General features: G+C 62.9%; 14 protein-coding genes. 3 read left to right on the plus strand and 11 right to left on the minus strand.

Annotation, left to right across the window (positions count from 1 at the left end):
• Positions 1-9 precede the first annotated feature (9 nt).
• The 7 genes from HJD22_RS08270 to HJD22_RS08300 all read right to left on the minus strand — a co-directional run bounded on the left by HJD22_RS08270 (position 10) and on the right by HJD22_RS08300 (position 8,637).
• A complete protein-coding gene (locus HJD22_RS08270) occupies positions 10-816 on the minus strand; it encodes an ABC transporter ATP-binding protein (protein WP_248730173.1) in 807 nt (268 codons plus the stop codon).
• Positions 813-1,679: an ABC transporter ATP-binding protein gene (locus HJD22_RS08275; protein WP_208656571.1), complete on the minus strand. Its 867-nt coding sequence runs from the start codon at positions 1,677-1,679 to the stop codon at positions 813-815. The genes HJD22_RS08270 and HJD22_RS08275 overlap by 4 nt, the downstream gene beginning before the upstream one ends.
• Complete coding sequence (gene nikC, locus HJD22_RS08280; RefSeq protein ID WP_208656570.1) at positions 1,672-2,592, minus strand: nickel transporter permease; 921 nt, start codon at positions 2,590-2,592, stop codon at positions 1,672-1,674. Before nikC ends, HJD22_RS08275 begins: the two co-directional genes overlap by 8 nt.
• Positions 2,593-2,599: 7 nt before the next feature.
• On the minus strand, positions 2,600-3,670 hold the full coding sequence (locus HJD22_RS08285) for an ABC transporter permease (RefSeq protein ID WP_208656569.1): 1,071 nt from the start codon (positions 3,668-3,670) through the stop codon (positions 2,600-2,602).
• Between the two features lie 8 nt (positions 3,671-3,678).
• Complete coding sequence (locus HJD22_RS08290; protein WP_208656568.1) at positions 3,679-5,307, minus strand: ABC transporter substrate-binding protein; 1,629 nt, start codon at positions 5,305-5,307, stop codon at positions 3,679-3,681.
• Positions 5,308-5,377: 70 nt separating this feature from the next.
• On the minus strand, positions 5,378-6,808 hold the full coding sequence (locus HJD22_RS08295) for a M20 family metallopeptidase (protein ID WP_208656567.1): 1,431 nt from the start codon (positions 6,806-6,808) through the stop codon (positions 5,378-5,380).
• A gap of 26 nt (positions 6,809-6,834) precedes the next feature.
• Positions 6,835-8,637 carry a S9 family peptidase gene (locus HJD22_RS08300; RefSeq protein WP_208656566.1) on the minus strand — a complete coding sequence of 601 codons (1,803 nt, stop codon included), beginning with the start codon at positions 8,635-8,637 and terminating at the stop codon, positions 6,835-6,837.
• Between the two features lie 491 nt (positions 8,638-9,128).
• On the opposite strand from HJD22_RS08300, the gene HJD22_RS08305 reads away from it, so the two are divergent.
• Positions 9,129-10,658, plus strand: a complete 1,530-nt coding sequence (locus HJD22_RS08305) for a phospholipase D family protein (protein WP_208656565.1) — start codon at positions 9,129-9,131, stop codon at positions 10,656-10,658.
• A gap of 6 nt (positions 10,659-10,664) precedes the next feature.
• Here the strand turns inward: HJD22_RS08305 and HJD22_RS08310 are convergent, their stop codons facing one another.
• Entirely contained in the window at positions 10,665-11,603 is a 939-nt protein-coding gene (locus tag HJD22_RS08310; protein WP_208656564.1) for an AEC family transporter, read from the minus strand.
• A gap of 210 nt (positions 11,604-11,813) precedes the next feature.
• Here HJD22_RS08310 and metF point away from each other — a divergent pair, with 210 nt between their 5' ends.
• Together metF and HJD22_RS08320 are read left to right on the plus strand one after the other, a co-directional pair.
• A complete protein-coding gene (gene metF / locus HJD22_RS08315) occupies positions 11,814-12,653 on the plus strand; it encodes a methylenetetrahydrofolate reductase [NAD(P)H] (protein ID WP_208656563.1) in 840 nt (279 codons plus the stop codon).
• 70 nt (positions 12,654-12,723) lie between these two features.
• Entirely contained in the window at positions 12,724-13,308 is a 585-nt protein-coding gene (locus HJD22_RS08320) for a superoxide dismutase family protein (RefSeq protein WP_208656562.1), read from the plus strand.
• 70 nt (positions 13,309-13,378) lie between these two features.
• Here HJD22_RS08320 and HJD22_RS08325 read toward each other — a convergent pair whose 3' ends face one another.
• The 3 genes from HJD22_RS08325 to HJD22_RS08335 all read right to left on the minus strand — a co-directional run bounded on the left by HJD22_RS08325 (position 13,379) and on the right by HJD22_RS08335 (position 17,347).
• Positions 13,379-15,586 carry a TRAP transporter permease gene (locus HJD22_RS08325; RefSeq protein ID WP_208656561.1) on the minus strand — a complete coding sequence of 736 codons (2,208 nt, stop codon included), beginning with the start codon at positions 15,584-15,586 and terminating at the stop codon, positions 13,379-13,381.
• 134 nt (positions 15,587-15,720) lie between these two features.
• Positions 15,721-16,743: a TAXI family TRAP transporter solute-binding subunit gene (locus HJD22_RS08330; RefSeq protein WP_208656560.1), complete on the minus strand. Its 1,023-nt coding sequence runs from the start codon at positions 16,741-16,743 to the stop codon at positions 15,721-15,723.
• A gap of 358 nt (positions 16,744-17,101) precedes the next feature.
• Positions 17,102-17,347: a YheV family putative zinc ribbon protein gene (locus HJD22_RS08335; RefSeq protein ID WP_208656559.1), complete on the minus strand. Its 246-nt coding sequence runs from the start codon at positions 17,345-17,347 to the stop codon at positions 17,102-17,104.
• Positions 17,348-17,402 lie beyond the last annotated feature (55 nt).

Raw genomic sequence — 17,402 nt, forward strand, 5'->3', positions numbered from 1 at the left:
TCCTCTCCATTAACCGATACTCGCGGCCAGAAATTCCCGGGTATAGGGTTGGCTCGCCCTTGACGCCCGGACGTCATCGTCGCTCATCTCCTCGATGATGCGCCCGCCCTGCATCATGCCGATGCGTTCGCACAGGTGAGTCACTACCGCCAGGTCATGGCTGACCATCAGGTAGGTGAGGTGACGCTCTCGGCGCAGGGTCTTGAGCAAGTTGAGAATCTCTGCCTGGACCGAGACGTCGAGCGCCGACGTCGGCTCGTCGAGCAGCAGGATCTCGGGTTCGATCACCAGCGCACGGGCAATGGCGATGCGTTGACGCTGACCGCCGGAGAGCTCGTGGGGGTAGCGATAGCGAAATCCCTGACCGAGGCCGACCTCGTCGAGAACGCGTGCCATGCGGGCTTCAGGGTTGTCGAAACCATGGATCTTCAACGGCTCCATCAGCACCGTCTTGACGATCTTGCGTGGATGGAGCGAGGCGTAGGGATCCTGGAACACCATCTGCACGCGTCGGAAGAACTCCTTGCCGCGTTTGTTCTGAACCTCCTTGTCGCCGATCAGGATGGCCCCTCGGTAGTCGGCATTCAGGCCGGCGATAGCGCGCAGGACCGTCGACTTGCCGCAGCCGGATTCACCGATCAGACCATAGGCGCCGCCGCGCTCGATCATGAAGGAGACCTCCTTGACCACATGGTTGGTGGCCAGGCCCGTGCCGAACGTGATGTCGAGCCCGAGTGTCTCGACATGGCGTTGGCGCGCCGCCTGGGAGCGCTTGGACTGACGCATGCTGCGTACCTCCGAAATGGCTGTCGTCATGTCGTGGCTCCGCGATAGATCGAGGGTTCGTCACGCCAGGCCGGGTTGCGACTTGGTACCTTGAGGAGGTCGACTGGACGGTCGAGTCGAGGCAGGCTCTCGAGTAGCCCGCGGGTATAGGGGTGGCGTGCCTGATGCAGTTCGTGGGCGGGAAGGTCCTCGACGATGCGGCCGGCATACATCACCAGTACACGATCACAGAAGTCGGCAACCAGATTGAGATCGTGACTGATGAACATCAGTGACGTGCCACGCCGACTGACCAAGTCGTCGAGTATTCCCAATACTTGGCGACGCACGGTGACGTCCAGCGCAGAGGTGGGCTCGTCGGCGATGATCAGCTCGGGCTCCGGGATGAGCATCATCGCGATCATGATGCGTTGGCCCATGCCGCCGGACACCTCATGGGGATAGAGGCGGAAGACGCGCTCCGGCTCCCGGATCTGCACCGCCTCGAGCATGGCGAGGGTGCGCTGACGCGCCTCGGCAACCCTGACGCGGTGATGCAGGCGATAGGCCTCCATGATCTGTGCGCCGATGCGCATCAGCGGGTTGAGCGAGAACTTGGGGTCTTGAAGAATCATCGAGATGCGATTGCCGCGAATATGGCGCATCTGACGTTCTGAAGCGGCTTTCAGATCGCAGCCGGAGAACTCGAGCTTGCCGACCTCCATGCGTGCGGACTTGGGGGTCAGCTTGAGAATGGCGCGCCCAGTTTGGGACTTGCCCGAGCCGGATTCCCCGACGATACCGACTTTTTCTTGGCCGATGGTGAAGGGTACGCCGCGCACGGCATGGTTCTCGCCATGTGCGCCCGGAAAGGTGATGTTGAGGTCTTCGACAGTCAGCAAGGGGTTAGCCATGGCGGGGATCCAGAATGTCGCGCAGGCCATCACCGAACAGGTTGAAGGCGAGGCTGGCAAGGAGAATGGCACAGCCGGGAATGGCGGCGATCCACCAGCTGTTGAGCATGAATTGACGGCCGGTGGAGAGCATCGCGCCCCATTCAGGGCTTGGCGGCTGGGCACCCAGACCCAGGAAGCCCAGGCCAGCGGCGGTGAGGATGATCGACGCCATGTTGAGCGTGATGCGCACGACGACAGAGGGAATGCACATCGGCATGATGTGGGAAAAAATGATGCGCCAGCTCGAGGCGCCCTGCAGGTGAATGGCGGCGATGTAGTCCGACTTGCGGATCGACAAGGTCTCGGCGCGGGCCAGTCGTGCAATGGGCGGCCAAGATGCCAGCGAGATGGCGATGATGGCATTCTGGATGCCGGGGCCCAGGGCCGCGACAAAGGCAAGCGCGAGCACCAGGCTTGGGAAGGCGAGAAAGATATCGACGATGCGCATCAACACGGTATCGACCCAGCCGCCCAGATAACCGGCGGAAGCACCGACGAAAAGGCCGACGGGGGCGGCGATCAGGGCAGTGAGTCCGGCGATGTAGAGCGTGATTCGCGAGCCGTAGATCAGCCGGCTGTAGATATCGCGTCCCAGTTCGTCGGTGCCAAGCCAGTGCTCTGACGAGGGGGCCGAGAGTCGATTGGCCAAGCTCTGGGCATAGATGTCATGGGTGGCCAGCAGCGGTGCGAGTACCGCGGCCAGCACCATCAGCAGAATGACGCCGAGGCCGAACAGGGCGGAGGGGTTGCGTCTGAGTCGCCACCACCCGACCCATAGCTGCTGGGCGCGGGCCTGGAAGGTCGAAGAGGGAATGGGCGCCTCCAGCCAGGCCCGGAGTGAGGCGTCTTGGTGCGATTGGGGTAGGGCCATGATCACCTCAGCGGGTTCGTGGATCGACGATTCGGTAGAGCAGATCGCAGAGCAGGTTGAGGATGACGAAGATGATGCCGATCAGCAGCGTGCAGCCGACGACGGCATTCATGTCTCCTGCAAGCAGTGCGTTGGTCAGATAGCGGCCGAAGCCGGGCCAGGCGAACACGGTCTCGGTCAGCACCGCCCCCTCGAGCAGGAACGCATAGGAGAGCACCACCACCGTCAATACCTGCACGGCGATGTTGCGAAACGCATGGATCCACACGGTGCGGGCCCAGGAGAGCCCCTTGACCCGGGCGGTGATGACATACTCCTGGCTGAGCTGCTCGATCATGAAGCTACGCGTCATGCGGCTGATGTAGGCCAGGGCGCCGAGCCCGAGAATCGAGGCGGGCAGGATGATATGGCCAAAGACGTTGCGAAATGCCGCCCATTGACCTGCCAGTGCGGTATCGACCAGGTAGAAACCGGTGACGCGGACCAGCTCGAATTCATGAATCATGTTGATCCGTCCCGGACCGCCGATCCAACCGAGGGTGGCATAGAAGAGCACCAGCCCCATCAGGCCGAGCCAGAAATTGGGCGCGGAATACCCCACCAGTCCTACCACCCTGACGACATGGTCGATCCAGGAGCCTCGGTACATCGCCGACAACACCCCCGCCGGGATGCCGAGTCCGGTACCGATGATGATCGCCACCGTGGCCAGCTCGAGGGTGGCGGGGAATACCCGGGCGATGTCGTCGATGACCGGACGTCCGGTGGTCAGGGCGGTACCGAAATCCAGAACGAGAACGCCGCGAAGGTAGTCCAGGAACTGGATCGGCAAGGGCTGATCGAGACCCAATTGACGATACATGGCGTCGTAGGCCGCCTGACTGATGTTGTCGCCGAGTACCGCAACCACGGGATCCAGTGGTAAGAGCCTGCCGATGAAGAAGGTCAGTGCCACCAGTCCGAACAGCGTGATGGCCGTGGAGAGGATCGACTTGGTACCAGACCAGGCCCAGCCGGGAACCGCCAAGGCGGTTCCCGGATGCGGTCTTGGGGTCGAACTCGCGGAGGAGTCTCTCATTACGCCCCCTATTTCGACGCTAGTGCGTAATAGGTCCGGAATCCGTGCCAAGACCAATCCTGGATTTCATTGCGTACGCCAGCGACGTTGTACATCTGGAACATGATCGCCATCGGCCCCACTTCCATCACGTCGCGCTGCAACTCAGCATAGAGTTGGTCGCGGCGCTCGGCGTCGGCTTCCAGCAGTGCCTCTTCTACCCGTGCGTTGAGCTCCTCGTCATAGAAGGCGGCCCGCCAAGCGGGATACTGGGTCAACTGCGCCTCGGGGCTGTTGTCCGGGTTGTAGACCAGGCGCGAGGCGTTGCCATGCGCATCGGGCACCGTCGTCTGCCAGGCCAGCATGGCGCTCTGGTATTCACGACCGCGGACACGGGCGAAAAGCTGTGCATTGGCCATGCGCTCTAGGTCGAGGCGGATGCCCACTTGCGAGGCGTTCTGCTGCACGCTCTGGGCGATCGGTGCGGAGTGTGGCAGGGTGCCGAAGATCACACTGGCCTGAAACCCCTCCTCGAAACCGGCTTCGGCCAGCAACTCGCGTGCCCGCTCAAGGTCGAGGCTGAAGGGCTGTCCCTCCTCCTCGTCCAGCGCGCCGACGGCCCCCAGTTGCACGAAGCTCGCTCGCGGTACGCCAAGGGAGTTCATCACCGACTCTCCCAACCCCTCGTAATCGATCAGGTAGCGCATCGCCAAGCGGACTTCGGGATGAGCGAAGCGCTCGTCCTCGAGATTGAAGACCCAGAAGAAGAGCTGGGGGCGCAGGGTCTGTTCGATGGTGACGGTGCTGGAGCCCGACAGGTCGGCCAGGTCGTCGGGGCCAAGGTCCCGGGCCACATCCACATCGCCCTGTTCCAGGAGCAGGCGCTGGGTGCCGGGCTCGGAGACATGGCGTACGAATACTCGCGACAGCGGCGGCTGTTCGCCCCAGTACTCCTCGTTGGCTTCCAGGATCAGTGCCTCCCCCGCGTCCCAGCGTGTCAATCGGTAGGGACCGACGCAGGCGGTGCGTGTGGTGAGGTAGCGGTTGCCATAATCGTCGCCCTCCTCGTGGGCCATGATCAACTCGCTGTCGAGCACGGAGGCAGCCTGGTTGGCGGCGATGGCCTGCATAAGCAGGTTGACGGGATAGGGTTTATCGAGGCGCATCACCAAGGTTTCGTCGTCCACCGCCTCGATCATCTCCTCGACGTTGTCGCTGGTGAAGCCATACTCGGTGAGTGTCGCGGCGGCGCCGTAGCCGAGATGCACGACACGCTGCAGTGACCAGGCGGCGTCATGCGCCGTGACCGGATTGCCCGAGGGGAAGGTGGCCCCTGTCCGCAGGCGGAAGGTGATCTCTCGTCCATCCTCGGAGACGCCCCAGTCATGGGCGAAGCCGGGCCGAATCTCACGCTCGTCCTCGGGATCGAAACTGACCAGGGCGTTGCAAGTATTCTGGATCAGCTCGTTGGTGACGACCTCGCCGCTCTGTGCCGGATCGAAGGTGCTGATCGCATCGATGTTCCATGCCATCACCAGGGTGTTGGGTGGTGTCGAGGCACTGGCGGTAGAGGCCGCTGCGCAGAGTGCGACAGCCGCCGCGCCACTACGCAGCGTGCGAGCGGCAAGTCGTGATGTCTTAATTGTCGTTGTTGACATGTTCGTGTCCTATGGAGTCGCTGATGGCGAGAGTGTCCCGCCTGTAAAGGTGGGCGATAGCGTCGGTCTCTTACACCTCTGCTGGCCGCGGCTGGATCGGCGGTTTGACCTCGGGTGGAATCGGGCAGACGTAGGGCTTGCGAGCGAGCCTCGCCTGGTGGTCGCGCTTCGCGTCCGCCATCACGTCGGGATGTTCGAGGACATCAAGCGCCGTGCCGGCCATGATCTTGGCGGCATGCACCAACCCCTTGTGGGCTGCAGGCACCTTGCCCTGGGCGGTGATCTGCCACGAGTGTCCCGCGGTGCCGATGGCATGGGTGGCGACACGGGCCTGTACGGTGGGCACTGCCCAGCTCACGTCGCCCAGGTCGGTGGAGCCCATCATCGGCTCGCCCTTGGCGCCGAACGGCACGATGAAATCGCACAGCGGCAGGTCGTCAACAGGATCGAGGCCGAGGCGCGCATAGTCGTTGACGATATCCTCCTCGCTGAGGGTGGCCTGGATCGCGCGGGCGAAATCCCGATCTTGCTCGTCGAACGGCACCGGGCCCAGCGCCTCCATGACCCGCTGCATGCTGCGCTCCAGGGGAGTATTGCCGAGCAGATTGGAGACCGCGCTCATGATGCTGATCTCGACCTCGGTCTCGGTCATCATCGCCGCGCCGTGGGCCACCTTCTGGACGCGGGCATTGAGGGCCTGCATGCCGGCCAGGTCGCGTGCGCGAATGGCGTAGCGCACGGCGGCATGCCCCTGCACCACGTTGGGTGCGATGCCCCCCGAATCGAGCATGGCGTAATGGATGCGTGCACTCGAGGGCATGTGTTCGCGCATGTAGTTGACGCCCACGCTCATCAGCTCCACTGCATCCAGCGCACTGCGGCCGAGGTGTGGCGCGGCGGCGGCATGGGAGGAGCGGCCGGTGAAGGCAAAGTCCATGCGTGTGTTGGCCAGTGACTGGGCATCGTCGACGCGGGTGAAGGAGGCGGGGTGCCAGCACAGGGCGATGTCGACATCGTCGAAGGCGCCCTCGCGCACCATGAACGCCTTGGCGGCACCGCCCTCCTCGGCAGGGCAGCCGTAATAGCGCACTCGGCAGGGGATGCCGGTCGACTCGAGGTAATCCTTCATCGCGGTAGCAGCGAGCAATGCCGCCGATCCCAGCATGTTGTGTCCGCAGCCATGGCCATAGCCGTTGCCTGGCAACGGACGGGGCTCGGCCACGCCGGCTTCCTGGCTCAGCCCTGGCAGGGCGTCGTACTCGCCGAGAAAGGCGATCACCGGGCCGCCACTGCCGGCCTCGCCCATCACGGCGGTGGGAATGCCGGCAACGCTGTCGCTGATGGTGAAGCCTTGGGACTCCAGCATTTGGCGATGCTCGGCCATCGAGCGATATTCGGTATAGGCGATCTCAGGCATGCCCCAGATCCGGTCGCTTAGCGCTTCGAATAGCCCCCGCTTCTCGTCGACCAGATTCCAGAGCTGCTCTACTGCATCACTCATCGTGATTCTCCTGCGGTAAGTCGGCGTCACAGGTGACGCTCGAGAAAGGAAGCCAGGATGGCGAATACGCGAAGGCGGTCTTTACGGCGTGTGAAGCCATGTCCGGCATGCGCTACACGTAGATACTCGACCGGCCTGCCCAGTCCACGCAGGCAGGCGTACACCATCTCGCTCTCACCTGGCGGCACCCGGGGGTCGTCCATGCCATGGACGATCAGTAACGGCACGTCGATCTGCGCAATGCGATGGATAGGGGAGAAACGCTCCAGGGCGATCTTGTGACGTTGGGGATCCCCATACTCGGCGGCACGCAGCTCGCGCCGCCATGGGCCGGTGGTTTCGAGCAGGGTCAAAAAGTTGGCAATGCCGTAGAACTCGATGCCCAGGGCCCAGCGTCCGGGGTACTCGGTGAGGGCCGCGAGCACCATGAAGCCTCCGTAGGAGCGGCCATAGACGGCCACACGCCGCTGGTCGACATCGCCTTGCTCGGCGATCCAGCCGCGCACGGCCTCGAGGTCGGCGACGCTATCCATGCGCAGCTCATGATCGTCGAGATGCTGGTAGCGACGCCCATAGCCCGTGCTGCCGCGCACATTGGGTGCAATGACCCGGATGCCGCGGGCCAACATGTATTGCAGATCGGCACGGAAGGTCGGCTTCCACTGCGCCTCGGGACCGCCGTGGACCACCACCACCACAGGGTAGCCAGCCTCGGGCACTGGCGTTGCCGGCTCGTAGATAAAGAAGGGCACAGTGAGGCCGTCGAAGCTGACGATGCGCTCGACGCTGGGTTCGATAAGGGCATCAAGGTCGACGCCGGCCCGAGATGAGCGGGTGAGGGGGGCGGCATCGCCACCCTGCGGGTCGACCCGCCAGATCTCGCTGGGACGGCTGGCACTTTCGAAGCAGAGGAGCAATTCATCGCGCAGCAGTGGCCAGCTCAGCGCCGTGATGACACCCCGGGGAAGGCCATCGATGACGCGCTGAGTCCCATCGTCGAACCGGTGGAGCACCAGTACGCTCCAGCCATCCCGATTGACCGCCAGCGCCACTCGATCGCGTTGTGGCGAAAGGGCATAGGCCTCGATATCGGCATCGTCGAAGGTGGCGCACCACTCCAGCGTTTCAGTCGACAACGAATAGCGCACCAGACCCTGAAACTCCTGGCCCTGATCGCTGATCATCAGCAGCGCTTGACCATCGTCGATGAAGCGGGGTGAGCTGTAGCGCGCTCGACCTCCATGAGGCAGTAGCGGGGTATAGCGGCCCGAGACGAGATCGAGACGAAACAGCCGTTGATCGCTGAGCGAGTGTCGAGCGTCGCGGATCAGCAGGGCCTCGCCATCGGGGAAAAAGGCCAGCACTTCGCGAAAACCGCTCTCTTGATGGACACAGCGCGTCTCGCGACTTCCCATCTCCATGACATGGATGTCCATGTGGTGGCGGTCGCGAGCGTTTGCGCAGTAGGCGATGCGTCCCCCATCCGGCGACCAGGCACCCCACAAATGAACCACGCTGGGATCGTGATCGAGGGCCACGGCCGGACCGCTTACCTCGGGCACCAGCCACAGCTGGTGTCGTTCATCGCCACCGCAGTCGCTGGTGAAGATCAGGTCGCGGCTCGTCGGGCTGAAAGCGATGGCTCCCACCGGTTCGTCGCACTCGGTCAGGCGCCAGGGCGCGCCGCCGGCCAGCGGTGCCAACCAGACCTGGTCGAAGCCGCTTTCGTCGCTCAAATAGGCCAGAAGCGTGGCGTCAGGAGAGAGACTGGGAGACCTGGCGCTGCATAGGCTCTGCAGCGCCGCCATCGAGGGGGGCGAGTTCACCATGCTCTCCCCTGCGTTTCCGAGCAGAGCGCCGCCGACATGCCATCGGGATTGCCACGCTCTTCGGAATGAGGCGTATGTCTCGACGAGACACTCAGGCTGCTGGACCGCCCTGGCTCGCTTTCAGGGTAAGGAGCCGTGTCGCTATGCCGTGCATGGAGTGAGGCTTGATACATGGTGTCTTCCGGATATTGCCTTTGAGGCAACCTTTGTTGTTGTGGCATCCGTAACGCTATGGGATCTACTTTGGTCGAGTGTCGCCCCATAGGCCAATCAAGATTTGGAATATCGCATTCCGTTTCTGCAAAGCATCAGCGACCAGCAGAGAGGGTGGGGTCAGCCGACTCGAGCCGGCCGTCGTGGGGCATTCAAACCCGGCGAATGCGGCGACAGAGTGGTATCATCCGTTGCTCAGCGCCGCCAGCAAGGCGGCGTTTTTTTGTCGTAAACCATAGAATTCATTCGCTAGAGAGGTTCTGGCGTAAGGCGGACGGGTGATCAAGGGTAAGCGGATCCTGGCGGCGCTGGCAGTAGCGCTGTTACTGATGGGTTGTGCGCCACATGGCGTGATCGAGGTTCCCAGAACGTACTCGACTGCCCTGGATCAAGAGGCCGCGAGCTCGACCTACCTGGGGAGCTGGGCGCAACAGGCAGTCGCGCAGCATGACGGGCTGAGTGGCCTGCGGCTGGTGATCGATGGACAGGAGGCCTTTGGGCTGCGCGCCTCGATGGCGGCTCAGGCGCAGCGGACCCTGGATGTGAAGACCTATATCCTGGTCGATGACGAGGCGGGGCGTGCGCTGCTCAAGCGTCTGCTGCATGCTGCTCGCAGCGGCGTGCGCGTACGCTTCCTGCTCGACGACATGACCACGCTTGGGCAGCAGCATATGCTCGCCTCCCTCGATAGCCACCCCAATGTCGAGGTGCGCGTCTACAATCCCGTCCCGGCCGGGCGGGGTAGTTGGCTGAGTTACCATCTGGTGCTGGTCAGCGACTTCAATCGGTTGCACCGGCGCATGCACAACAAGCTGTGGGCGGCGGATGGCGTGGTGGGCCTGACCGGGGGGCGCAACCTGAGCAACGAGTACTTCGAGATCTCCGAGGAGGTCAACTTCAGCGACCTCGATGTCATGGCGGTGGGGCCTGTAGTCGACGAATTGTCGGCGAGTTTCGATGCCTACTGGAACCATCCGATGGCGGTGCCGCTGAGCTATTTCGAGCCGGTGCCGGAGACGGCCTGGCAGTCGCTGCTGGCGCGGTTCAGCGTCGAGGGACGTGCGGACAATGCGCTAATGTCGCAATCCCTCGACCGCTACTTCGTCGGCGAGGCAGGTCAGGCACTGCGCGACTCGCTGATCTGGGCACCGGCAATGGCGCTATGGGACCTGCCCGAGAAGCTAGAAGCGCAGGGGTATCCCGATCTGGAGCTGACGCTGCTTGGCCAGCTCGGCGATGCCTTCGCCGAACTCGAGCGGCGCCTGTTGATCATCTCCCCCTATGTCGTGCCCACCCCGGAGGCGATGCGTTATCAACAGGCGCTGGCAGCGCGTGGTGTCGAGCTCACCATCATCACCAACTCGATCGAGGCGACTGACCATACTGCCCTGCATGGCGCCTACGCGCCATGGCGCCCCATCCTGCTGGAGCGCGGCGCGCAACTCTACGAGGTGCGTGCAAGCCCCGCCACGCGGGACGAATACGCGCACCTGCATACCAAGGCCATGGCGTTCGACGACGATCGTATCTTTATCGGTTCGCTGAACGCCGACCCGCGCGCCGTATGGTGGAACAGCGAGATCGGTCTGCTCATTGACAGCCCCATCCTTGGCCGGCAGCTCTGGTCATTGGCCAAGCAGACGATGCATCCCCAGCTCAGCTACCGTGTCGAGATGCAGGAGGGCAGGCTGGTCTGGCACACCGAAGAGGGGGGCGAGCGGGTCACGCTGGAGCAGGAGCCCGGCAGTTTCTGGCAGCACCTCCCCGCCCGCGCCATTCGGTTGCTCAATATCGACCATCTACTGTGATCGCCATCAGCCGGTGGCGGTCAGCTTCAGCAGGAGGGTGAGGTAAAGCGGGATCAAGAGCGGGGCGGCAAGCGTCGTCATCAGTACGGCGATTGCACCCTTCTCGGGGCGGATATTGAGCTCCATGGCAATCACCACCACATTGGCGGCCATCGGTACCACGCCGATCAACAGCAGCGCCAGGGCCAGCTCATCGCTGATGCCGAGGGTGAGCTGGAGCAGTAGTACCGCGACGCCGGCGAGCAGTGGCCACAGGCCATAGCGCAGCGCCACACAGGCGGCGATGAAGCGTCCATCGACCTCGCGAAACGAGACGCGCCCAAGCGTCATGCCGATGATCATCATGCCGAGCAGCGTATAGGTCGCGGGGAAGACGGCCAGACCCTCCATTACCACGGCGGGAATCACCACGCCCAGGCCGCTTGCCAACAGCGCCGCGGCAAAGGCATAGATCAGTGGCAGCCGTACGATCCGGGCCAGGCTCTGGCGTACCGTGAACTGGCCGCGGGCGCTCAGGTAGAAACCCACCGTGAACTCGTAGAGTGTCACCCCCAGTAGGCAGAAGAGGTAGAGCGTCACGCCCTCCGGAGGCAACAGCACCATCGCCACTGGCAGACCGAAGTAGCCGGTATTGCCGGTGCCCGAGGAGAACGCCAGTACGGCGGCCTCCTGGGGCGGGAACAGGCGTTGGGCAAGGTGGTTGACGGCAATCGCGATCAGACTGGCGGTAACGAAGGTGCCCAGTGTCAATAGCAGGTAGCCCAGGGTCGGGCCGCCCAGGGTCAGGCCGCGAAAGAAGGTCAGCGGGGCGATGAGATAGACCAGCAGCGTGGCGATGGGCCGGGCTTCCAGCCGGAGTACACGGGTACTGATCACCCCCAGGCCGATATAGGCCAGCAGCATGCCCAGCGGGGCGAGCAGGGTGGCGCCAAGCGCGTGATCCATGGTCGGGTCTCTATAGGAATAAGTCGGTTGTACAAAAGGCCGTATCATGCCCGCAAGCCCCACCGCTTGGCGAGTGGCCACGGGGTGTATGACTCGATTCGATATTCCGCTGTGGAAACTTTCATTGGCCGGAGTGACGCGCAGTCGGCAAAATGCCTCTCAGCGATAGACAATCAATGCCCGGCCGGGCCGTGACGAGGAAATCAATCGATGAGTGTACAAGAGCATCCGCTGGGCATCAGTTTCGAGTTCTTTCCCCCCAATACCGAGGCGGGGCGGGAGAAGCTGATGGGCGTGCGCGATGCCTTGGCCAAGCGCGGCCCGCGCTTCTTCTCGGTGACCTACGGTGCCGGCGGCTCGACCCAGGCACGCACCACCCAGACGGTGAAAGCAGTACGCGAAAGCGGCATCAACACCGCCCCGCACCTTTCGTGCATCGGCAGCGACAAGGGCGAGCTTCGCGAACTGCTCTCGCACTACCGCGAGGAGGGCATCAACAGTCTGGTGGCGCTGCGCGGCGACTTGCCATCGGGCATGGGCGGCATCGGCGAGCTGCGCTACGCCAACGAGCTGGTCGAATTCATCCGCGAGGAGAGCGGCGATCACTTCGAGATCGCCGTGGCGGCCTATCCGGAGTGCCACCCTCAGGCGCCGAGCTTCGAGCGGGATCTGGAGAATTTCGCGAGCAAGGTGAAGGCGGGGGCCAATATCGCCATCACCCAGTATTTCTTCAACGCCGACGCCTACTTCCATTTCGTCGAGCGGGCCCAGCGCCTGGGTGTCGAGGTGCCGATCATTCCCGGCATCATGCCGATCACCAACTACACCAAGCTGGCGCGCTTCTCCGATGCCTGCGGTGCGGATATCCCGCGCTGGATCCGCAAGCAGCTAGAGGCCTATGGCGACGACAGCGAGAGTATCCAGGCCTTCGGTAAAGAGGTGATCTCGCGACTCTCCCAGCGTCTGCTCGATGGCGGCGCACCGGGCCTGCACTTCTATACGCTCAACCAGGCCGATGCCACTCTGAAGGTGCTCGATAACCTGAGCTGAGCAGTGGCAGTCCGGATGGCGACCGACTAGCCTGATGTTATCGTTCCACGGAATCAGGAAGGAGAGTTGCATGAAGCGTAATGCCATCACCCTCGGGGTTGCTGCCGCCACGACACTGCTGCTGGCCGGTGCCGTACAGGCCGAGCAGGAGGCAAATGACCAGAGCGAGCAGAACGGTCAGCATGAAGAGTATTACCTGGTCGACATTCACTGGATCGAGGAGGAGGGGATCGGTGAGCAGATCGGGACCATGCGCGTCGAGGATAGTGAGCATGGTCTGCTCTTGACCCCCGATCTCAGCGACATGCCTCCTGGGATATATGGTTTCCATGTCCACGAGAACCCCAGCTGTGAAGCGGGGGAGGATGACGACGACGACATGATGGCCGGACAGCAGGCTGGGAGTCACTACGATCCCGAGGATACCGGCAGTCACCAGGGACCCTATGGCGAAGGGCATCTCGGCGATCTGCCGGTACTGGCGGTGAACGAGGAGGGCGAGGCCAATATCCCGGTGCTGGCACCTCGTCTGAGCCTGAGTGATCTCGACGAGCGCAGCCTGATGATCCACGAAGGGGGCGATACCTACGCCGACGAGCCCACCGATGGCGGCGGCGGCGGGCGCATGGCCTGCGGTATCGTCATCTTCCAGTAGTGCTTCACGGGAGTGCTAAAACCGCCGGCGTAAGCGCCGGCGGTTTTCGTTTGCCCTTCAGTAGGTAACGCTACGGCTTGACGGTGGCCTTGTCGTTGTTGCCTGAATTGAGGCTGCGTTGCAGTACGACGATGCCGACGCCGATGGCAAGGCCAGCCAGGTCGGTATAGATGCCACCATAGATCAGGAACAGCGCGCCGATCGTTAGTCCCACCCGGGCGAACAGTTTGACCGGACCGAACATCCATGCCTGCACGGCACCTGCCAGCATGATGATGCCCAGCGATGCGGTGATCGCTACGCGCAGGATCTGCATGCCGGTACCTTCCATCAGCAGGGCCGGACTATAGAAGAACATGAATGGCACGATGAAGGCGGCCAGGCCGATCTTGAACGACGTCACCGAGGTCTGCATGGCATTGGCCCCGGATATCCCCGCCGCGGCATAAGAGGCGAGCGCTACCGGTGGCGTGATCGCCGACATCACCGCGAAGTAGAAGACGAAGAAGTGCGCCACCAGCGGCTGAATACCGATGTTGATCAAGCCAGGCGCGACCACCGAGGCAGCCACCGCATAGGCCGCCGTGGTTGGCATACCCATGCCCAGCATGATGCTGATGCACATGGCGAAGAACAGCGCCAGCAGCTGGCTGACCCCGGCCAGGCCCAGTAGCAGCGACGAGAAGCGCGCGCCGACACCGGTCAGCGAGATCACCCCGACGATCAGGCCTGCGCAGGCACACACGGCAATGATCTGGATGGCCATGCTGCTGGCCAGTTGCAGCGCCCGAAGAATCGCCAGCGGGCCCATCTTGTTGGGCGAAATCCAGCTCACCACCGCTGCCGAGGCCGTTGCCAGGGTGCCTGCACGAATCACCGAATAGCCCATGAACAGCGCACCGATCAGGATCAGGATCGGTGCGAACAGGTAGGCGTGCTTGACCAGGCGCCGGAACTGCGGAATCTCGTCCTTGCGCATGCCGCGCATGCCCTTCTTGGCCGCCTCGAAGTCGACCATGCAGTAGACCGAGAGGAAGTAGAGTGCGGCAGGGATCAGTGCCGCCACGGCGATCTCACGGTAAGGGATACCGGTGATCTCAGCCATGATGAAGGCGCCAGCGCCCATGATCGGCGGCATGATCTGGCCACCTGAGGAGGCGGCGGCTTCGATGGCGCCTGCACTGCGGCCGGTATAGCCGACTTTCTTCATCAACGGGATGGTCAGCGAGCCGGTGGAGACCACGTTGCCTGCCGAGGTGCCGTTGATCATGCCCATCAAGCCCGAAGCGAAGATCGAGACCTTGGCCGGGCCGCCACGCGCTCGGCCGGCGGCGGCGAAGGCGAAGTTGACGAAGTAGTCACCGACCTTCGATGCCTGCAGGAAGGCGGCGAAGATGATGAACAGGATGATGTAGGTCGAGGAGACCGCAGTGGTCTGGCCAAGCACGCCGATGTCGGTATAGACCTGGCTGAAGAAGCGGCCAAGCGAAAGTCCCGGATAGCCGAGGAAGCCCGGCAGGTAAGGCCCGGCGAAGACGTAGGCCAGAAAGATCCCGGTGATGATCACCAGTGCATTGCCAGTGACGCGGCGGGTCAGCTCGAGAATCAGCAGTGATCCTGCGATCGCTGCATAGGAGATGCCCATCGGCGCGAAGGAGGTGCCGGTCGACATGCGCAGCGGGGTGTTGTAGATGATCAGCAGGTAGCCGGCACTGGCGAGTGCGCACACCATCAGCACCAGGTCGGGCAGCGGGAACTTATCGCGCACTTGGCGATAGGTCCACGACAGCACGATGCTCGCGGCGGTGGCGAGCATCAGCGGGTAACCATAGTGCCAGGCCTCGATATGCGGCTCGATGCGCATGGCACCGCCGGCGATGGTGCGCCAGATCAGGAAGGTCTGCAGCAGGGCGTAGCCAGCGATCAATAGTAGCAGCACGCTCAGCACCGTCTGCCACCTGGCGGCAGTGGAGCGACTGTCGGTGGCGAAGCGGGCGCCGGTATACAGGCCGAAGCCAAGGATCAATGCACCTGATACGTGAATGATGCGGTATGACCAGGTCTCCATCGGCAGGACGTTGAGCGTCACCAGATGGAAGAGGGAATAGACGACGGCAAGCGTCGCGAACAGCGCCCACTGCCAGCCGGTGAACAGGCGGCGGTTGGCCTCGATGACCTCGGCGTCGACGCCCTCGGCCAGGATCTGTTCGGCCTCCTTGGCACTGGACGAAGCGGCGGGTACGGCAGCCGGGTGGTGATTGTCGGGGGTGTTGCTCATGGGACGGTCACCCTTGAGTGTTGACATCGACTGACCCAGGCGCTGGGTCAGCATTACTGAAGCAGGTGGTAAGGAGGTAGCAAAGGCCGGCCCTGCGCTGCAGAGGCCGGCCCTGGTCGCATTGCGAGATCGCCTTAGCGGATCATGTCTTCGGAGATTTCATAGCCGTTCTCGTTGAACCAGCGCGCCGCACCCGGGTGGAACGGCATCACGGTGTTATAGGTGACGTTCTCGGGGATGGATGTTTCGGCGCTGCGGTGGATGGAGCGCATGCGATCGTTGTTCTCCATGGTGATGCGGGTCACTTCGTAGATGAAGTCTTCCGGCAGGTCACAACGGGCAAAGGCGAAGTTCCACATGGAGACGGCGCGAGCGTCCTCCTGCAGGGTCTCGTAGGTCGCGGCCGGAATCATGTACTCGGAGACCGGGAAGGCTTCGATGATCTGTGCCTGCTCCTCTTCGGTGAACTCGAGGATGTTGACGTTGGTCTCGACCTCGAGCTGGCTGACCGCCGGGATCGGCACGCCCGCAGCGAAGGCGATGACGTCGAGCAGGCCATCCTGCAGCTGGCCGCCCAGGTCGGACCAGCCACCGTTACGGCGCTGGAAGTTGACGCCGAGCTCTTCAAGGATCGCAGGGAAGTAGACGTCGGAGGTCGAGCCGGCAGGACCGAAGCCGATGCGAGCCCCGTCGGGGATCTCAGAGATCGAGGCAATGCCGGAGTTGGCAAGGGCCGTGACCGAGAAGGGGGTCTCGTACATCGGGAACATGGCGCAGGCGTTGTCCATCACCACGCCCGGGGCCAGCGGGCTTTCACCCTTCATGGCATCGGCGGCGGGACCCATGGTGGTCATGCCGAAGGCCAGATCACCATTGTGGACCAGTGCCAGGTTCTGGGTGGGGCCGCCGGTGACCTCACCGCCACCTGAAATATTGCCCAGCTCATCGGCAATCAGGTTGGCCCAGCCGGAGCCATAGATATAGAAGGTACCGCCCTGGCTTGCGGTGCCGATGGTGAAGTTGGACGGCCAGCCGGAGCGGTCGGACTCGGCGCTGGCGCCGGTCGCGACCAGCAGACCACCCATCATGGCCGTGGAGGCCAGAGCGATGGCGCAGCGGCGAGCGGTAGTTGGCGATGTGTGCTTGTGAGCTGTCATGCGTAACCCTCTAGTTCGTTATCGTTGGGCGAATGAGACGTAGCCAGTCACTACGGGCAATTTACATGCCGTCACATTAAAGCCTTAGGTAAATCAACATACTGTGTATATTAGTTGCAACTAAAGTCGAAGAGGGTGCTGTTATAATTATGCGGATTTCCGCACAGAATGGGGTAAATGGCGTGCGGACGTCCGCACATCGATGGACTGCCGTGATAGGTCACGGCAGTCGCGCGAGGATCTGGCGGTGAGAGGCCAGGCGGGAGATCAGACGGGAGAGACGAGATGGGCAGCGAGGAGAAGAGACAGGGAAGACGATACCCGCGCCTTGCATCGGCGCGGCTGCGGACATGCAGGGTCACTTGCGTTTGGGATCGAGAATCTTCACTGCCTGGATATCGTTGCGCTGCTGAGACTGGCGGATGCGGTTGACCCGTGTTTCCAGCTCCGCCGGTGTCTCCTCTTCGATCGGCAGCTGTTCGAAGAAATCGCAACTGACGCAGTCACGGTAGCGTATGCCGTGCTGCTCCCAGGTGCGGATACGATCCATGCTGGCACAACGTGGGCACACGGCACCGGCGATAAAGCGTTTGGCGACAACCATGGCAACTCCTTGGAAGGCCATTGGATAGATGCCGGCCACGCCATGTGGCGCAGCC

It is taken from the genome of Halomonas sp. TA22, assembly GCF_013009075.1.
GTDB lineage: Bacteria > Pseudomonadota > Gammaproteobacteria > Pseudomonadales > Halomonadaceae > TA22.

Excerpts from the sequence above, each read along its gene's own strand:
- HJD22_RS08275 (WP_208656571.1), bottom strand. The coding sequence starts at position 1,679 with ATGGCTAACCCCTTGCTGACTGTCGAAGACCTCAACATCACCTTTCCG.
- HJD22_RS08320 (WP_208656562.1), top strand. The coding sequence starts at position 12,724 with ATGAAGCGTAATGCCATCACCCTCGGGGTTGCTGCCGCCACGACACTG.
- HJD22_RS08330 (WP_208656560.1), bottom strand. The coding sequence starts at position 16,743 with ATGACAGCTCACAAGCACACATCGCCAACTACCGCTCGCCGCTGCGCC.
- HJD22_RS08290 (WP_208656568.1), bottom strand. The coding sequence starts at position 5,307 with ATGTCAACAACGACAATTAAGACATCACGACTTGCCGCTCGCACGCTG.
- nikC (WP_208656570.1), bottom strand. The coding sequence starts at position 2,592 with ATGGCCCTACCCCAATCGCACCAAGACGCCTCACTCCGGGCCTGGCTG.
- HJD22_RS08310 (WP_208656564.1), bottom strand. The coding sequence starts at position 11,603 with ATGGATCACGCGCTTGGCGCCACCCTGCTCGCCCCGCTGGGCATGCTG.
- HJD22_RS08300 (WP_208656566.1), bottom strand. The coding sequence starts at position 8,637 with ATGGTGAACTCGCCCCCCTCGATGGCGGCGCTGCAGAGCCTATGCAGC.
- metF (WP_208656563.1), top strand. The coding sequence starts at position 11,814 with ATGAGTGTACAAGAGCATCCGCTGGGCATCAGTTTCGAGTTCTTTCCC.
- HJD22_RS08325 (WP_208656561.1), bottom strand. The coding sequence starts at position 15,586 with ATGAGCAACACCCCCGACAATCACCACCCGGCTGCCGTACCCGCCGCT.
- HJD22_RS08285 (WP_208656569.1), bottom strand. The coding sequence starts at position 3,670 with ATGAGAGACTCCTCCGCGAGTTCGACCCCAAGACCGCATCCGGGAACC.
- HJD22_RS08335 (WP_208656559.1), bottom strand. The coding sequence starts at position 17,347 with ATGGTTGTCGCCAAACGCTTTATCGCCGGTGCCGTGTGCCCACGTTGT.
- HJD22_RS08295 (WP_208656567.1), bottom strand. The coding sequence starts at position 6,808 with ATGAGTGATGCAGTAGAGCAGCTCTGGAATCTGGTCGACGAGAAGCGG.
- HJD22_RS08270 (WP_248730173.1), bottom strand. The coding sequence starts at position 816 with ATGACGACAGCCATTTCGGAGGTACGCAGCATGCGTCAGTCCAAGCGC.